The sequence below is a fragment of the Olsenella kribbiana genome (genome assembly GCF_036408795.1).
In the GTDB taxonomy this organism is placed as follows: Bacteria; Actinomycetota; Coriobacteriia; order Coriobacteriales; family Atopobiaceae; genus Olsenella_L; species Olsenella_L kribbiana.
This window is the reverse complement of record NZ_JAZGJP010000019.1, coordinates 18,291-34,284: the sequence shown is the minus strand read 5'-3', so window position 1 is coordinate 34,284 and position 15,994 is coordinate 18,291. Positions and strand designations below refer to the sequence as shown.

Genomic DNA, 15,994 nt, shown 5'->3' with positions numbered 1-15,994 from the left:
ATCATAGGCGGATGACGCGGAAACGGCCCCTCCCGGGGCCGTTTCAGTTCCAGATCGTTGTTTTCGCCCGCTGAGCTGGGCCTATGCCGGAATCTCTCCCACAGAAACCACCGAAGAGCCCCTTTTTCTTTCTTCAGGACCGTTCGTCCCGGATCTGTACCGGCGAAATCCTCGCCAAGACAAGAAGAAAGCGTCCCTGCAGCTTCTGCCACAGGGACGCTCTTTCGATTCGATGGTGCGGGCGAAAGGACTTGAACCTTCATGAGGGAACCCTCATACGGACCTGAACCGTACGCGTCTGCCAATTCCGCCACGCCCGCGTGCTGTGCAATAATACATCCAAGCAGGCAGACGATGCAAGACGGAAGTTCATCTGTTTTTTATGGAGGGGAGCGTCTGCACCCCTTTCCGCGCCGGGGCTTCCGCTCTATATTCGCCTCCACACGGTATCAATGCACTCGAAACGAAAAGGTAGAGCCGTGCCGCTGACAGATCAGACACCCGAGCCCCCTGAGGGGACTTCTGCATACGCCCAGCCAAAGCCTGAGCCAGCGCTGCTTCTGGGCCGCTACCGCATTGTCGAGCAGTGCGGCACGGGCGGCTTCGGCCGCGTGCTTGTCTGCTGGGATACGCGCCTGCAGCGCCGCGTTGCCATCAAGGTCATCCCCTTGCGCATGGGAGTCGACGAGGCAAGCGCCGAGACGACGATGAAGGAAGCGCTTGCCGAGGCACGCACTTCGAGCCTGCTTGCACATCCGAATATCGTGACCGTCTATGACTTCGAAAGCGACGACCACTACGCCTATCTTGTCATGGAATACGTCGACGGCCTCAATCTCGCACAGCTCCTGAAGCGTGTCGAGGGAGGGACCCTCACCTACGAGGAGTGCGCACATCTCCTCCAGTCCGTTGCCTCGGCCCTCGAGTTTGCCCACGAGAACGGGGTCCTGCACCTCGATATCAAGCCTTCGAACATCATGATCGACAGAAGAGGCCAAGTGAAGCTTGCAGACTTCGGCATGTCCACGCTTGCCTCTGCTGCAGGCTGGGGAGGCGCCCGTGGCGGTACCGTCGGCTTCATGCCGCCCGAACAGATCCAGGGCATGCTCGTGGACGAGAGGACCGATATCTTCTCTCTCGGTGTCGTCATCTGGCTTGCGCTCTGCGGCGAGAACCCGTTTCAGGCAGTCACCCCCGAAGAGTCGCTCAAGAAGATCTTCCGCGGAGCTGCCCCGTCGCTCACCGAGAACCATCTCGAGCTCGACCAGAACATAGAGCTTGTGCTTGAACGCACGCTCGAGCCCGACCCCACAAACCGCCTTGCCTCGGCAGAGCTCCTCTCGAAGAGGCTCGTGCCGCTCCTCGGCAGCCCGAAGGAAGGGCAGGAGTCGCTTGCCGCCCTGGTCCAGCAGGCAGAGGACGGCACCGAAGACGAAGAGACCTGGACCGAGCGCTACGTCGAGAAGACGCCCGCACGCGAGCGCTTCCCCTGGCTCGAAGGGGCGCTTGTGCGCACAGTGACAGCCCTCCTCGCAGGGGCGGTCCTCTGGCGCATCCTCCCCTGGGTCGTGCCCGCAGATACCGGCACGCTCGTGCTGCTGGCGCTAGCCGGGGCAGGAGCTGGAGCCGTGTGGCCGCCTTTAGGGAGCCTCGCTGTGCTTGGCGCCTTCGTCCTGGCGCTTGCAGAGGCTGGCACAGGCGGGCTTCCCATGCTGGCGGCGCTTGGCACTGCTGCTATCGGCTTTGCGTGGTGGTGGGCAGCAGGCAGGAAGCAGAAGCTCGCAGGCGCCTCGCTCCTTCTGGCTCCCGCCTTGGGAATCGGCTTCGGCTCTTCGGCCCTTGCAGGCTTTGCGCTGTCGCCTGGTGCAGCAGCCATAACGGCAGCGCTTGCAGGCCTCTTCGAGCGCTTCCTTCTTGCCGCCATCGCCACAGGCTTTGCGCCGGAGGCGCTGCTTTCCCGTGCTGGCGCCTGGCTGGCGCTCCCCTCGTCCTGGATCCTTGTCTTCAGCTGGGGCGCAGCCGCTTCAGCCGCGAGCCTTTGTGCAAAGAGCGGAAGGCGGGGCCTTGAGATCTTCGGGCAGTGCCTCTGTGCTGGGCTTCTCGTTTTCTTTCAGGCTCTCTCTGTGCGGGTGGAGAATAGCGGCATATGGGCTGCTCCGGATATGACTGCCATCCTCATTGCGATATTCTTGAGTGTTGTTATGTGCATAATTTCGGTCCTCATGGGGCCTGAAGCATATGGGCCAGAAGGGTAGCAAGCCATGAACTTCCTGAACATCTTTGAAGAGCGTGTGAGCGCGATTTTCGATGCCACTCCTCAGGGCTATACGGCCCCCTTCTCCTTCAAGAAGCTCGCGAAGCATGCAGCCCGCGAGATGGAAGACGAGACGTTCCTCATCAATGGCGCGAACACCGCTCCTGCCCTCTATACGATCCTCGTATCCTCCGATGATGACGCGGTCATGCGTCCGCTCTATGCGAACCTGACCGAGGAGATCTCCCAGTTCATCGAGGGCCAGGCAAACAAGAAGGGCTATGTCTTCGTCGGCAAGCCCCTTGTCCGCTTCATGGTCGACCCCTCCCTCAAGAGCGGCAAGTTCTCCGTCTTCGCCGAGAACGTCGATGCCCGCACGCTCATGCGCCTGCGCGAGGAGGAGTCTGCCTTCATCGGCGGCATCGCACGTGTCGGCGGCGCCCATCCTGCCCCCATCGCAGAGGCGCCTCAGGCATCGGTTGCCCAGGGCGCTTCCCAGGCAGACCGCAGGAAGGCCGTGAAGAGCAGGCCACGCATGGCAACACCGCTCGCAACGCCGGCATCTGCCATCTCCCCTGACGATTCCTCGATGCAGGGCCTCGACGTGATGCCCGTCTCCTCCGAGCTCGACCTTTCCGCCTCTGCTGCTCCTGTCCCCATCATGCAGGAGCCGTTCCCCGAGGCAAGGCGCATTCCGCCCCAGATGCCCGCATCTGCCGCACACGTCGCTGCTTCCGCACCGCGCAGGGCAGCATCTGCTGCAGCGGCAAGCGCTGCAGCCGCAGCCCCTGCTGTGGATGAGCCGAAGACGATGCTCCGTCCGCAGGTCGCCGCAACGCCGCTCGTGAATGCCCGCGCCGCAGCTCCTGTCACGGTGCAGCCGCCTGCACCGACGCAGCCGAGCTGCACCCTCATCGACACCCAGAGCGGCAGGACCTATACCGCCTATGCACCTGAGTGCCCGATCGGCCGCGAGCGCAACTCCGGCGGCATCGTCCTCAGGGACCCGAATGTCTCCCGCCACCACGCCCGCCTCACGTATGACGGAAGGCAGTGGCACATCACGGATCTCAACTCGACAAACGGCACGCTCGTGAACGATATGGATATCCAGACGTGCGCGCTCCATACCGGCGATGTCATAACCATCGGCCTTGTGAATCTCACGTTCAGGGAGGGCTAGATGATCGACCTCATCCTGTTCTTCGGGCGCATCCTGCTGGTGGTACTTCTGTACCTGTTCCTGTTCGCAGCCATGCGCTCGGGCATCGGCCTCGTGCGCGGCCAGCGCACCGACGCAGCCATCTGGAGCGTCGACGTAGAGAAGGGCGCCAAGAGCCTGCGCGGCCTTTCCGTCGATATCCTGGGACCGGTCGTCGTCGGCCGCTCCCCTTCCTCCGATATTGTGATCGACGAGCCCTTCGTCTCCTCCACGCATGCCCGCTTCTCCCTCCAGGGACCGGCACTCGTGCTCGAGGACCTTGGCTCGACGAACGGCACCCTCGTCAATGGCAAGCTCATAGACCAGCCGGTCACCCTGCGCGACGGGGATGAGGTGCAGATCGGCGATACGATTCTCAAGGTCGGACGTCGATGAGGCTTCCTTTCTCGAAAAAGCAGCAGGCAGACACCGGCGAGGAGCGCAGACCCGAGCCAGCACCTGCACCAGGACATGAGTCTCTGCCTGTCAAGGACAGGATGGATGCCGATGTGGTCACAGGCCACAGCGCTCATCTCTCCTGGGGCTCCCGCTCCGATGTGGGCCTTGTCCGCGGCCACAACGAGGATTCCTTCCTCGTGCAGGACCCGGTCTTTGCCGTCTGCGACGGCGTCGGCGGCCATGCCGCAGGCGAGGTCGCCTCGGCCATAGCAGTCCGCACGATCTCGCAGCTTGCCCCCGATACCGCAGACGATGCACGCCTCGGCGCTGCCATCGAGGAGGCAAACTCTGCCATCATTTCTGCTGCCCAGTCGGGACAGGGCAGGGACGGCATGGGCTGCACGGCTTCCGCTGTCGTGATCGACGGCAGCCGCATGGCCGTGGCGCATGTCGGCGACTCCCGTGTCTATCTCCTGAGCGGCGGCGTCCTTGTGCGCATCACGCACGACCACAGCTATGTGGAGGAGCTTGTCGATGCCGGAGAGATCACGGCAGACGAGGCAAGGGTCCATCCTTCCCGCTCCATCATCACACGTGCCCTCGGCTCGGACCCGGACATGTATGCAGACCACTTCACGCTCGATGTCCATGCGGGAGACCGCATCATCATCTGCTCCGATGGCCTCTCATCCATGGTGCCCGATGCCAAGATCGAATCTGTTACCATCTCCTGCGCAACGCCACAGGCAGCAGCCGACACCCTTGTCTCTGCAGCCCTCGAAGGCGGTGGCCACGACAACGTCACGGTCATCGTTGTCGACGTGGAGGATGACGGGACAGCGGCACGCCATGCCAAGATCAGGAAGCGCCAGGCGCTCGTCTGGGTCATCGTGCTTGCCATCCTCTTCGGCCTTGGCGCCGTCATCGGCGTGAACATCGTCGACTCTTCGTGGTATCTCGGCAACAACGGCGGGACTGTCGGCATCTACCAGGGCATCGATGCCCAGATACTGAACGTGCCGCTGTCGTATCTCGTCGAGACGACCTCGGTCGAGGTCGATGACCTCCCCCAGGCTGTCCAGTCCCAGCTTGCCCAGGGCGGCATTCGCATGGAGTCCGAGGAGCAGGCCCTCTCTGCCGTGAATTCCTACCACGAGCAGATCGACGCAGAGAAGACAAGCGCTGCAGCCGTCGCCTCCGACGTGAAGTCCTCGACGACCGACACAACGCAGGAGAGCACGTCTGCTGACACGAACGCATCCCAGGACACATCCACGACAGACACGGCACAGAGCAGCACACAGGAAGGGCAGGGTGAGTAGCCATGGCATACCAGAGGAGCAAACAGGGCGGCAGCCGCCGCACGACCGAGCTGCTTCTTCTCATCGCAGCTGCGATACCGGTCACCCTCATCTATGCGATGTATGTCATGAACACGGGAACCGAGCTCACGGCAAGCTCGCTCTCCATCCCCATCGGCCTCTTCGCTGCCTTTGCCGTCGCTCATATCGCTGTGAGGAAGCTCGCTCCAGGCGCAGACCCGGTGATCCTGCCGATAGTCTTCCTGCTTTCGGGCATAGGCATAACGTTCGTGCAGCGCTTGGCGCCTGATGCAGCGACAGGACAGGTCGTCTGGCTCTTCCTCTCCGTCATCGCCATGATCTTGGTCCTCTTCTTCGTGAAGAGCATCGACGATCTGGCCCAATACAAGTTCACCTTCGGCATCGCAGGCGTCGTCCTGCTGCTCCTGCCCATGGTCATCGGCACGGAGCACTATGGATCCAAGCTCTGGATCGAATTCGGCGGCTTCTCGTTCCAGCCGGGCGAGATCGCAAAGGTCCTGCTTGTCATCTTCCTTGCCTGCTACCTGGCAGAGAACAGGGAGCTTCTCTCCGCCTCCACGCGCAAGCTCGGACCTCTGGCCCTCCCCCAGCCAAGGATGCTTGCCCCGGTCTTTGCGATGTGGGGACTCAGCCTTCTTGTCGTCATCTTCGAGCGCGACCTCGGCAGCGCCCTTCTCTTCTTCGTGATCTTTGTCGTCATGCTCTATGTGGCAACAGGACGCCTCTCCTTCGTCCTCATCTCGTTCGTGCTGCTCGCAATCGGCGCGGTCTTCTGCTACCACTTCTTCGACCATGTCCAGGTCCGTGTCGCCATCTGGCTCGACCCCTGGTCGGATGCGCAGGGCACGGGCTACCAGATCGTGCAGTCGCTCTACTCGCTTGCTGACGGCGGCCTGGTGGGCACCGGAATCGGCCGCGGTCTTGCCGACTACGTGCCTATCGTCGAGTCCGACTTCATCTTCTCTGCCATCGGCGAGGAGATGGGCCTGCTTGGTGCTTCCGCCATCCTCATCGCCTTCATGCTCCTTGCAGTCCGCGGCTATGCCACGGCAGCACGTGCAAAGTCCGATGTCGCAGGATTCATGGCAGTCGGCCTTACGACGGCCATCTCGTTCCAGGCATTCCTGATCGTCGCAGGCGTCACGAAGTTCCTGCCCATGACGGGCGTGACGCTGCCGTTCATGAGCCAGGGCGGCTCTTCCCTCCTCTCCAGCTTCATCGCTGTCGGCCTTCTTCTCAAGTGCGGCGACGAGGCGACAGGACGCGAGCAGGAGATGACATCGCTCACGACGTCCCAGACGCCTGTCGTCGACGGCAATGCAGCACATGCCTCTGCCGTCGTGCAGGGTAGCCATGCCCGTGGCCGCTTCAAGCTCCAGACGGCTGAGTCGGGCGTCCTCGGACGTGTTGCCCTCGGCAAGCGCCTCACAGCGCTCATCACGGTCTTCACGCTCCTCTTTGCCGCGCTCATCGGCAACCTCACCTATATCCAGGTCGTCAAGGCAGAGACCATCCAGTCGATGCCTTCGAACAACCACACGATCGCAAAGAGCTCGCACGTGCAGCGCGGAGCGATCATGACAAGCGACGGCGTGACCTTGGCCGAAAGCATCCAGCAGTCCGACGGCACCTATGTCCGCACCTATCCGAACGGCAACCTTGCGATCCACACGGTCGGCTACCTCTCGACGCAGTATGGCTCGACCGGCATCGAATCCTCGATGAACGAGACGCTCACAGGCCACAAGGACTACTCGACCTGGCAGTCTGCCCTCTACTCCCTGGCAGGCGTCTCGCAGGCAGGGTCCTCGGTCGTCCTTACCATCAACTCGCAGATGCAGGAGATCTGCGAGGAGGCACTTGACGGCTGGACCGGCGCAGTCGTGCTCCTCGATCCTTCGACCGGCAAGGTCCTGGCATCGGCCTCCTCCCCGACCTATACCTACGACGAGGTCGGCGACCAGCTGAGCTCTGGCGGAAGTGCCCTCGTGAACCGCGCGACGAACTCGCTCTATGCACCAGGCTCGACCTTCAAGGTCGTGACACTTTCGGCTGCGCTCGATACGGGCGCCTATTCGCTCACCGACATGATCGATGCTGAGTCCTCGATCGATATCGGCGGCGCGGCGGTCACAAACTTCAACAACAACAATTACGGCACGATCACGCTGAAGCGCGCTCTGTCGATGTCTTCGAACGTTGCCTTCGGCCAGGTCGGCGCCAAGGTCGGCTCTGCGAACCTCGTGAGCTATGCGAACGCCTTCGGCTACGGCACGCAGATCGGCCAGGACTTCTATACCGTCGCCTCCCTCATGCCCGATCCGAGCGAGATGACGGAATGGGAGACGGCATGGGCAGCCTGCGGCCAGCCTGTCGGCGAGCACGCAAGCCCGGCAGGACCCCAGACCACGGTCATGCAGAACGCTGTCGTCGCAGCCACCATCGCTAACGGCGGCGTCGCGATGAACCCCTACATCGTCGATCACGTCCTCTCTCCTGAGGGCGTCACCACGACGACGACCCAGCCGCGCTCGCTCGGCCAGCCCATCTCCTCCACGACGGCATCCGAAGTCGCAGAAGCGATGCTCGGCGTCGTGGATGACGGCTACACCGCAGCAGGTGCCCGCGTCTCCGGCGTCAAGGTTGCCGGCAAGACCGGCACGGCCGAGGTCGGCGGCAATGTCTACAATTCGCTCTTCATCGGCTTTGCTCCCTACGACTCTCCGACGCTGGCAATCTCCATCTGCCTCGAAGGAGACGGCTCGAACATCGAGGGCTCTGCAGCCAAGATGGCAGGTTCCATCATCAGGCAGTGCCTCCAGGTCCAGGCAGAAGGGAGCGCATCATGAGGAAGCTGGCCGGTGCCTTCCCCCGATGCTTCCGGGGCCGAGGCACGATAACCGGGAGCCTTTCCCGATCCGGTCCGCAGGAAGAGGCGCATCTTCCTGCATCCAGCACTGACAGAATCACCGCTCGAAGCATTTAGGGGTCATATATGGCAAACAGAGTTCTCGGTGGCCGCTATGCGGTCCAAGACAAGATCGGCACAGGCGGAATGGCGACAGTGTACCGCGGCCTTGACCAGGTCCTCGGCCGTACCGTCGCTATCAAGACCATGCTGCCCCAGTACGCAGCAGACCCGTCGTTTGCTGCCCGCTTCAAGCAGGAGGCACAGGCAGCGGCAGCGCTCCAGAGCCCCTATATCGTCTCGGTCTATGACTGGGGCAAGGATGGGGACACCTATTACATCATCATGGAGTACCTGCGCGGCACGGACCTGAAGAACGGCATCAGGAAGCACGGAGCGCTGGACTGCCGCAAGGTCGCACAGATCGGCTCCCAGATTGCCCAGGCGCTCTCCGTCGCCCACAAGCACGACATCATCCACCGCGACATCAAGCCGCAGAACATCATGGTCCAGCCTGATGGCAACATCAAGGTCATGGACTTCGGCATCGCCCGCGCCAAGAACAGCCATCTCACGACTGACAACTCGGTTCTGGGAACGGCCCACTATGTCTCTCCCGAGCAGACGCAGGGCAAGGAGCTCGGGCCTACCTCCGACCTCTATTCCCTTGGCATCGTCATGTACGAGGCAGCAACAGGACGTGTCCCCTTCGACGGCGATGACGCAATCTCTGTCGCTATCAAGCAGGTGAAGGAGCAGCCGATTCCGCCCAGCCAGATCAATCCGAACGTCGACCCTGCCCTTGAGGCCATCATCCTGAAGTGCATGCAGAAGGATCCGAAGGACCGTTTCCAGACAGCAGACGAGCTCTTCCACACGCTCAGGGACTACCTCGCAGGCAGGCTTGGCGCTGTCTCCGAGGCAACCTCTGTCATCGGCGGCACCCAGACGAGGAACATGGGCAGGAACAACGCCGGCAGGACCCAGCAGATGGGCCGTGCCGTCGCTCCGATCTCTGCTGTCCCTGGCGGCACGACCCGCTTCCGCCAGCAGTCTGCAAGGGCCGAAGCTGCAGAGCAGGAGAAGAAGCGCTCGAAGCACAGGCGCAATGTCGCTATCGGCATCATTGTCGCAATCCTCGCTGTGGCAATCGCTGCCTATGCGGCCGTCACCTATCTCGGCAGCCAGACCGCGCAGACGAAGGATGTCCCGAACCTTGTCGGACTCACGGAAAGCGAAGCCCGTTCCTCCATCGACAAGTACGATGGCTTCTTCACGATATCTGTCACCTATGACTACTCCGACTCCGTCGAAGAGGGCAAGGTCATCGACCAGGATCCCGATGCAGGAAGGAGCGCCTCTGAAGGCACGACAATCACGGTCCATGTCTCGAAGGGCTCGGAGCCTGCCGCAACCGTCGAGGTGCCCGACCTCTCGAACTGCACACCGAAGGAAGCAAGCGCCAAATGCTCTGCCCTTGGTCTTGTAGCCCAGGCAGGCGACTCTGTCTACTCGAGCTCTGTCGATGTGGGCCATGTCGCATCCCAGGACCAGGCAGCCGGCTCCACGGCCAAGGCAGGAGACACAATAATCTACCACCTCTCCCTCGGACCTCAGACCATCACCGTTCCCAATGTCGTGGGCGAGACCGAGGCTGACGCCGTGGAGGCGCTTGAGTCTGCAGGCTTCACGGTCGTCCGTACGACCTCCGAATACTCGAGCACGGTCGCTGCCGGCTCTGTCATCCGCCAGTACCCGACTTCCGGCTCCCTCGAGAAGGGCTCGAGCGTCCAGATTACGCTCTCCCTCGGACCCAAGCCGACCACGACCGACAGCACATCGCCCTCCAGCTCCTCGAGCAACTCTTCCAACAGCTCGAGCAGCAACAACAGCTCGAACAGCTCTCCGAACTCGGGCAACTCCGGATCGAATTCCTCGAACTCCGGCACGAGCTCGAACAGCTCCCATACGAGCGATTCCACACACAGCAGCGGAACGGACGAATAGCTCAGCTCACATGCTTGCTGCAGAGGCGGGCTCCTCAGGGAGCCCGCCTCTTTCTTGCGCCGAAATTGGATTCCTCGCAAGTGCTTTGAGCGGAGCGCCATTGCCGGTATTCTGGGTGTGAGATGCTCCGTCTTCTCTCCCCTGCTGGAGCAGATTCATAGAACAGGTTCCTTGAATCTGGTGACGCAGATTCAGATCCGACATGAGCCTCCTGCCTCGGGATTGCGAGAAGTTCCAGAAAGCCTCTGAAGCTGCAGGCCGCTGAGTCATTCTCCTGGGATGGGCACGCGAATACCATGGCTGCCACTTCGTACGCCGGTCTCTTCGACAGTCTTGAGATGCACTGCCCTGGCAAGGCAATGCAAGGATCATTCCCATTGAGGCACTGATTCAGCGACAGATCCGAGGGAAGCTCTGATGGCCCCAGCGATAGCGACTTGCTGACATCCCCCTGACATCGCTGCGCTCTGTCTTCCGACACAAAAAAAGAACCCGTACCTGCGTTTGTGCAGATACGGGCTTTATGTGCTGGTGCCCCCAGTAGGATTCGAACCTACGCCACCAGGTTTAGGAAACCTGTGCTCTATCCCCTGAGCTATGAGGGCCTATCGCAGATAGCTATTCTATACCAAACAGCCGCTGCTGTGTGGCGAGAGCCTTACTTCTCTTCCTTCTTCTTGCGGAAGCGGTCGAAGAAGGATGGCTTGTCGGCAACCTCCTGATAGCTCTGCTCGATGATTGCGTTGAGCTGCTTCTCCTTGAGGCTGCGTACACGGTCGTTGTACATGTTGCGCACCTTGTGGAGGCGGGCCCAGTCCATAATGAACCCGCCGATGACGCCGATGTAGGCGACGACGAGCATCACGATTGCCATGACGCCCCAGAACGACGTGAGGTCCGTCTGGGAGTCAGGGACAGCGATGGCAATGACCCAGGAGAGGGCAGTGCAGACAAGGCCTGCCACAATCATGCCCATCGAGATGCCATGCCACTTCTGGTAAGTCGGGTCCTTCTTGAGGAGGGCCTGTGCTGCCATGGTGCGCCTGTCCTCGGCGTCGCGCTCCTTCTGGCGCTGGACACGCTTCTCTTCCTTTGTCATTTCGGATCTTGGCTTGGACGTACCCGAAGCCTTCTTGACCTTGCCGGAAGACGTGACGACACGCACGCCTGCCGCTGCCTCGCGGGCAGGCTTGGCCCTCGTCACAGACTTCTTCTCGAAGCCCGTGGACTTGGGCTCCTCCTGGGCATCCTGCTCTATGGTCTCTTCGCTCTTCTTGTACGCATCGCGGTTCTCGTTCAGCTCTTCGCGGGCGCCGTTCAGGGTATCACGGAATGACATTAGGCTTCCTTCATGGGAACAAATGGCTTGCCACAGATGAGTTCGAAGGCTTCCTGGTAGCGCTTCGAGGTGCCCTCGATGACCTCGGCGGGAAGCTCGGGCGGCTCGCCCTGCATATCCCAGTTGGCACGCAGCCAGTCGCGGGCATACTGCTTGTCGTAGCTCGGCTGGACGTGGCCCTCGGAGTAGCCCTCTCGAGGCCAGAAGCGGCTGGAATCCGGCGTCAGGCACTCGTCGATGAGGGTGAGCTCGCCGTCGATGAAGCCGAACTCGAACTTCGTATCGGCAATGATGATGCCGCGGGTCAGGGCATACTCTGCCGCTGCCTTGTAGATGGAAAGGGAGGCATCGCGGAGCTGCGTTGCCACATCCTCGCCGACGATCTCTGCGCAGCGCTCGAACGAGATGTTCTCGTCGTGGTCGCCGAGAGCCGCCTTCGTGGACGGCGTGAAGATCGGCTCAGGGAGCTTCGATGCCTCGGCAAGGCCCTCCGGAAGCTTGATGCCGCAGACCGTGCGGTCCTGGTCATACGTCTTCTTGCCGGAGCCGGTGAGATAGCCGCGGACGATGCACTCGATGGGGATGGTCTTGGCCTTCTTCACGAGCATGGAGCGGCCCATGAGGTAGTCCTTGTAGGGTGCGAACTGCTCAGGCAGATCTGCAGGATCCGTCGAAATCATGTGGTTCGGCATGAGGTCCTTGAAGCGATTGAACCAGAATGCCGAGATGCGGGTCAGAATCTCGCCCTTGTAGGGAATCTCGTTCGGCAAGATGAAGTCGAAGCAGCTGATACGGTCGCTTGCCACCATAAGGAGCGTATCGCCACAGTCGTAGATGTCACGTACCTTGCCGTGCGAATCAGGACGCAGTTGAATCTCTGCCATTGCCTGCCTCATTTCATCGGATTGCTGACAGATTGAGTATAGCCAACGAAGTGTACCGGCTGCATTGCGCAAAGCTCATTCCTTAGAGCGTGCGCATTACTGCTTCTGCTCCCCCTTCTGTGCCTTGGGAAGCGTGCGGGTGCGATGAAGCGGAATCCTCAGCGTGAATGTCGTGCCCTTGCCGAGCTCGGACTCCACGGTGATCGTGCCGTTATGGCGATCGATGATCTCCTTCGTGACAGCGAGGCCGACACCCAGGCCACCTGACTCCATCTCGCGGCTCGCATCGGAGCGCCAGAAGCGGCTGAAAGTACGGGGAAGGTCTTCCTTTGCGATGCCGATGCCGGTATCGGAGACGGAGATCAAGGCATCTGCGTGGTCCTGCGTGATTGCGACAAGCACCCAGCCGCCGGAGGGCGTATAGCGCATCGCGTTCGACATGAGGTTCACGACTGCCTGGCGGATGAGGTCGGGGTCCACATCTGCGATGAGGATCTGGCTCGGGGTCTCGTCTGCAAAGCGCAGCTGCAGCCCCTTATCATCGAAGAGCTGCTCCTGCGACGTCACGAGGCTCTTCACGAGCCAGACAAGATCGGTCTCCTCCGGTCTGAACGGGGTCTTGCCGTTCTCGAGCCTCGAAAGCTGGAGCATGGCGCCAACGAGGCGCGAAAGGCGCCTGACCTCTGCTGCCACGACCTCGAGGTGCTCCGCGTCCGTCGGATAGACGCCGTCCTGCATGGCCTCGACCGTCGCCTGCATTGCCATGAGCGGCGTCCTCAGCTCATGGGCCACATCGCTCGTAAGCCTGCGTTCGTGCTTGATATCCTTCTCGAGCGAGGTGGCCATATCGTCGAAGGTCTCGCCGAGCTGTCCCAGTTCATCCGAGCCCTTGAGGCCGGTACGCGCCGAGAGGTCGCCGTTCCTGATCTGGCGCGCGGTCGCCGTGATCGTGCCGATCGGCGCTGCCAGCTTCCTCGAGATGATGAAGCCGATAATCGATGCCAGGATGACCGCGATGATGGCGGCAGCAAGAATGGCCATGTACGAGTTCGTGCGGAATGTTGCATCGGCCTGCGTGAGGAGGGCATCCGATCCGAAGGCCCAGAGGCGCACCGTGCCCACGATCTCCCCATCAGTGAGGGTGATGTCGGAGGAGACAATCGAGTCGGTGCCGGAAGGCACGTTCTTTCCCGCATCGATATCCTTGCCATGGACCCACGTATCGTCGTAGATCGTCGTGCCCTTGGCATTCTGGACCTGGACCGCGATATCGGACGAGGTGTTCGATGCCATCGCTGCATAGTCAAGGACCTCAGGCGTCCAGCCGCCCGCTTCCTCATACTTCGAGGCAAGCGTCGAGGCAGTGGCCTGTGCGAGGCTCTGCATGTTCTGGCGCGTGTAGGTATTGAACTGGTCTTCCCAGACAACTGCCAGCACGAGCAGGAACACGACTGCTGTCATGACCGAGGTCGCCGCAAAGGCGATAGTCATCTTCTTTGTATAGCTGGCCTTCGGCTTCTCGTGCGGGCGGATCGTGTTCCAGGAAGCCTTGCTTTCATTAGCAGAAGACACGCCCCCCTCCTGGGAGGCGTGCCTGTCAGATCTGCCTATCTCGAATCTTGCTCGTGGCACCTATGCGCTCCTATGCCTTCTTCTCTTCCTTGTTCATGGCAGGCGCTTCGAAGCGGTAGCCGACACCGTGGACGGTGTAGAGCCAGCGCGGGTTGCGCGGATCGTCGCCGAGCTTTGCACGGAGGTTCTTCACATGGGAGTCGATCGTGCGCTCATAGCCCTCGAAGTCATAGCCGAGGACCTTCTCGACGAGCTCCATGCGCGTATAGACACGTCCCGGATAGCGCGCAAGCGTCGTCAGGAGCTTGAACTCGGAAGCCGTGAGATCGACTTCCTTGCCCTCGACGAGCACCTTGTGGCCGGAGATATCGATAACAAGGTCGCCGAAGTCGAGCACCTCGAGCTGGCTCTCCACCTCGGTGTGGGCACGGCGCAGAAGCGCGCGGACGCGGGCAACAAGCTCGCGCGGAGAGAACGGCTTGATCAGGTAATCGTCGGCACCGAGCTCGAGGCCGATGATGCGGTCCTCGACCTCGCCCTTTGCGGTCAGCATGATGATGGGGACATTCGAGGTCTCACGTATTGCGCGGCAGACGCGCTCGCCCGAAAGCTTCGGAAGCATGAGGTCCAGGATGATGAGATCGAAGGAATGCTTCTCGAACTCCTCGACTGCGCTCTGGCCATCGCCGACACCACGCACGATATAATTCTCGCGCTCAAGATATGCAGCCACTGCATCGCGGATTGCCTTGTCGTCCTCGACCAGCAGAATCTTCTTCTCGTCTGAAGCCATATCGGCCCCCCTATAAGACATGAGAGCAAACTTTCATACACTCTACATTCTACCCTACCGTGCACAGATTGTGCGTCAAGCCTTACAAATTGAAGGTCCTGACGGTCACAGCTGAGGGGTAGCCGGTCGATGCATCCTTCACGGTGGCAAAGGTCACGAAGGTGTCACAGGCGCCCATGCGTGCCGGATATTCGCCGTAGTCAAGCGAGCGGTCGACCGCAGAGATCACGCGGTAGGACTCGTTTGCTGTATCGATCACATAGTAGGAGGCTCGGACCTTCACGATGTAGGTGTCATCCTTGCCGGAAGAGACGCAGAAGGGCTCGCGTCCGACAGACAGGAACGGTCCATCCCCGTGTCCTACATAGGTGCCCATGGAGGCAAGAAGGCCGCCTGTGCTGTAGTTTGCCTCGATCGAGAAGACGAACTCGTCTCCGATGCGGGTGGCGCACATCGGCTTTACCGACTGGGGCAGCACAAGCTGGTCTGTGACCGTGCCCATATCATCGGACAATGAGTAGGCGGTGATGCCGTAATAGGTGCCAGAAGAGGCGTTGACGCGCGGCGCGAGGATCGCGTTGCCATCAGATATGGAGATGTCGCAGCCGAAGCGGCCGGATGACTCGATGACCGCCTTTGCGCTCGAATCTCCGGTCTTCCAGAGATAGCAGTGCGAGCTTTCCTTCGTGCTCGAGCCTGAGGTGGAAGGCTGAACCTGCCAGATGACCTTGGAGCCAGAGACTGCCAAGGCAGGCGGATCCCAGTTGGAGTCTGCCTCCCACAGAAGCGACGCAGTGCCTGTCACGGCACCATCCGAGAAGGCCTGGCCATAGAGCTTCCAGGACCTGTTGAGGATATTGATCTCGACCCACGCATAGGCAGAGTCAGAGCAGCGTGCGTCATAGATCTCCATGTTGGAGTCAGAGCTTATGGGCTGCGCGATGACAGTCTTGAGCGTGCCGGAGGATGTATCGAGTGCAGAGCCGGTGATCAGAGGAGATGCCTTGGCACCTGCTGCCGTGACAGGGATCCAGGTGCCCTCTGCCGGATGCAGCACGCAGCCCAAAGGCAGCGACCAGGTCGAGGCGGCGTCGACCGTGCTCTCATCGTAGGTGTACTCCTCGAGCACATCGGTGCCCGAGGAATCATCCACGACGACAGAAGAGGACGCCGCATCGGTCGAGTTCGAGCTCTTGCAGCCATAGAGCATGTCGACGGCTACCGCCGTGGCAGCCGTTGCTGCCGTGCCCTTGAGAAGGGCACGGCGCGAGAAGATGTGGTGGGTGCGGGCCAT

The 15,994-nt window shown here is 61.2% G+C and carries 12 protein-coding genes and 2 tRNA genes; 6 read left to right on the top strand and 8 right to left on the bottom strand.

The window, feature by feature from the left end; all coding sequences use genetic code 11:
* A partial coding sequence (locus VXJ24_RS10090) for a hypothetical protein (protein ID WP_330972790.1) occupies nucleotides 1–212 on the bottom strand: 212 nt, incomplete at its 3' end.
* Between the two features lie 21 nt (nucleotides 213–233).
* A tRNA-Leu gene (locus tag VXJ24_RS10085) sits at nucleotides 234–320 on the bottom strand.
* A gap of 159 nt (nucleotides 321–479) precedes the next feature.
* On the opposite strand from VXJ24_RS10085, the gene VXJ24_RS10080 reads away from it, so the two are divergent.
* The 6 genes from VXJ24_RS10080 to pknB all read left to right on the top strand — a co-directional run bounded on the left by VXJ24_RS10080 (nucleotide 480) and on the right by pknB (nucleotide 10,112).
* Entirely contained in the window at nucleotides 480–2,255 is a 1,776-nt protein-coding gene (locus tag VXJ24_RS10080; protein WP_330972789.1) for a serine/threonine-protein kinase, read from the top strand.
* A gap of 6 nt (nucleotides 2,256–2,261) precedes the next feature.
* Nucleotides 2,262–3,437 (top strand): FhaA domain-containing protein, encoded by a 1,176-nt coding sequence (locus VXJ24_RS10075; RefSeq protein WP_330972788.1) that lies wholly within the window; start codon nucleotides 2,262–2,264, stop codon nucleotides 3,435–3,437.
* Entirely contained in the window at nucleotides 3,438–3,851 is a 414-nt protein-coding gene (locus tag VXJ24_RS10070; protein ID WP_330972787.1) for an FHA domain-containing protein, read from the top strand.
* A complete protein-coding gene (locus VXJ24_RS10065; RefSeq protein WP_330972786.1) occupies nucleotides 3,848–5,176 on the top strand; it encodes a Stp1/IreP family PP2C-type Ser/Thr phosphatase in 1,329 nt (442 codons plus the stop codon). Before VXJ24_RS10070 ends, VXJ24_RS10065 begins: the two co-directional genes overlap by 4 nt.
* A 2-nt stretch (nucleotides 5,177–5,178) precedes the next feature.
* Complete coding sequence (locus VXJ24_RS10060) at nucleotides 5,179–8,046, top strand: FtsW/RodA/SpoVE family cell cycle protein (protein ID WP_330972785.1); 2,868 nt, start codon at nucleotides 5,179–5,181, stop codon at nucleotides 8,044–8,046.
* Nucleotides 8,047–8,192: 146 nt separating this feature from the next.
* Nucleotides 8,193–10,112, top strand: a complete 1,920-nt coding sequence (gene pknB, locus VXJ24_RS10055; RefSeq protein WP_330972784.1) for a Stk1 family PASTA domain-containing Ser/Thr kinase — start codon at nucleotides 8,193–8,195, stop codon at nucleotides 10,110–10,112.
* Between the two features lie 529 nt (nucleotides 10,113–10,641).
* Here pknB and VXJ24_RS10050 read toward each other — a convergent pair.
* From VXJ24_RS10050 to VXJ24_RS10025, 6 genes are all read right to left on the bottom strand, one after another.
* A tRNA-Arg gene (locus tag VXJ24_RS10050) sits at nucleotides 10,642–10,717 on the bottom strand.
* Between the two features lie 53 nt (nucleotides 10,718–10,770).
* Nucleotides 10,771–11,451, bottom strand: a complete 681-nt coding sequence (locus tag VXJ24_RS10045; protein WP_330972783.1) for a hypothetical protein — start codon at nucleotides 11,449–11,451, stop codon at nucleotides 10,771–10,773.
* The gene (locus VXJ24_RS10040; RefSeq protein WP_330972782.1) at nucleotides 11,451–12,335 is read right to left on the bottom strand and encodes a phosphoribosylaminoimidazolesuccinocarboxamide synthase; all 885 of its coding nucleotides are present in this window, start codon (nucleotides 12,333–12,335) and stop codon (nucleotides 11,451–11,453) included. Before VXJ24_RS10040 ends, VXJ24_RS10045 begins: the two co-directional genes overlap by 1 nt.
* 96 nt (nucleotides 12,336–12,431) lie before the next feature.
* Complete coding sequence (locus VXJ24_RS10035; protein WP_330972781.1) at nucleotides 12,432–13,907, bottom strand: sensor histidine kinase; 1,476 nt, start codon at nucleotides 13,905–13,907, stop codon at nucleotides 12,432–12,434.
* 70 nt (nucleotides 13,908–13,977) lie between these two features.
* Nucleotides 13,978–14,700, bottom strand: a complete 723-nt coding sequence (locus tag VXJ24_RS10030; RefSeq protein WP_330972780.1) for a response regulator transcription factor — start codon at nucleotides 14,698–14,700, stop codon at nucleotides 13,978–13,980.
* Between the two features lie 82 nt (nucleotides 14,701–14,782).
* Nucleotides 14,783–15,994 carry a Tat pathway signal protein gene (locus VXJ24_RS10025; protein ID WP_330972779.1) on the bottom strand — a complete coding sequence of 404 codons (1,212 nt, stop codon included), beginning with the start codon at nucleotides 15,992–15,994 and terminating at the stop codon, nucleotides 14,783–14,785.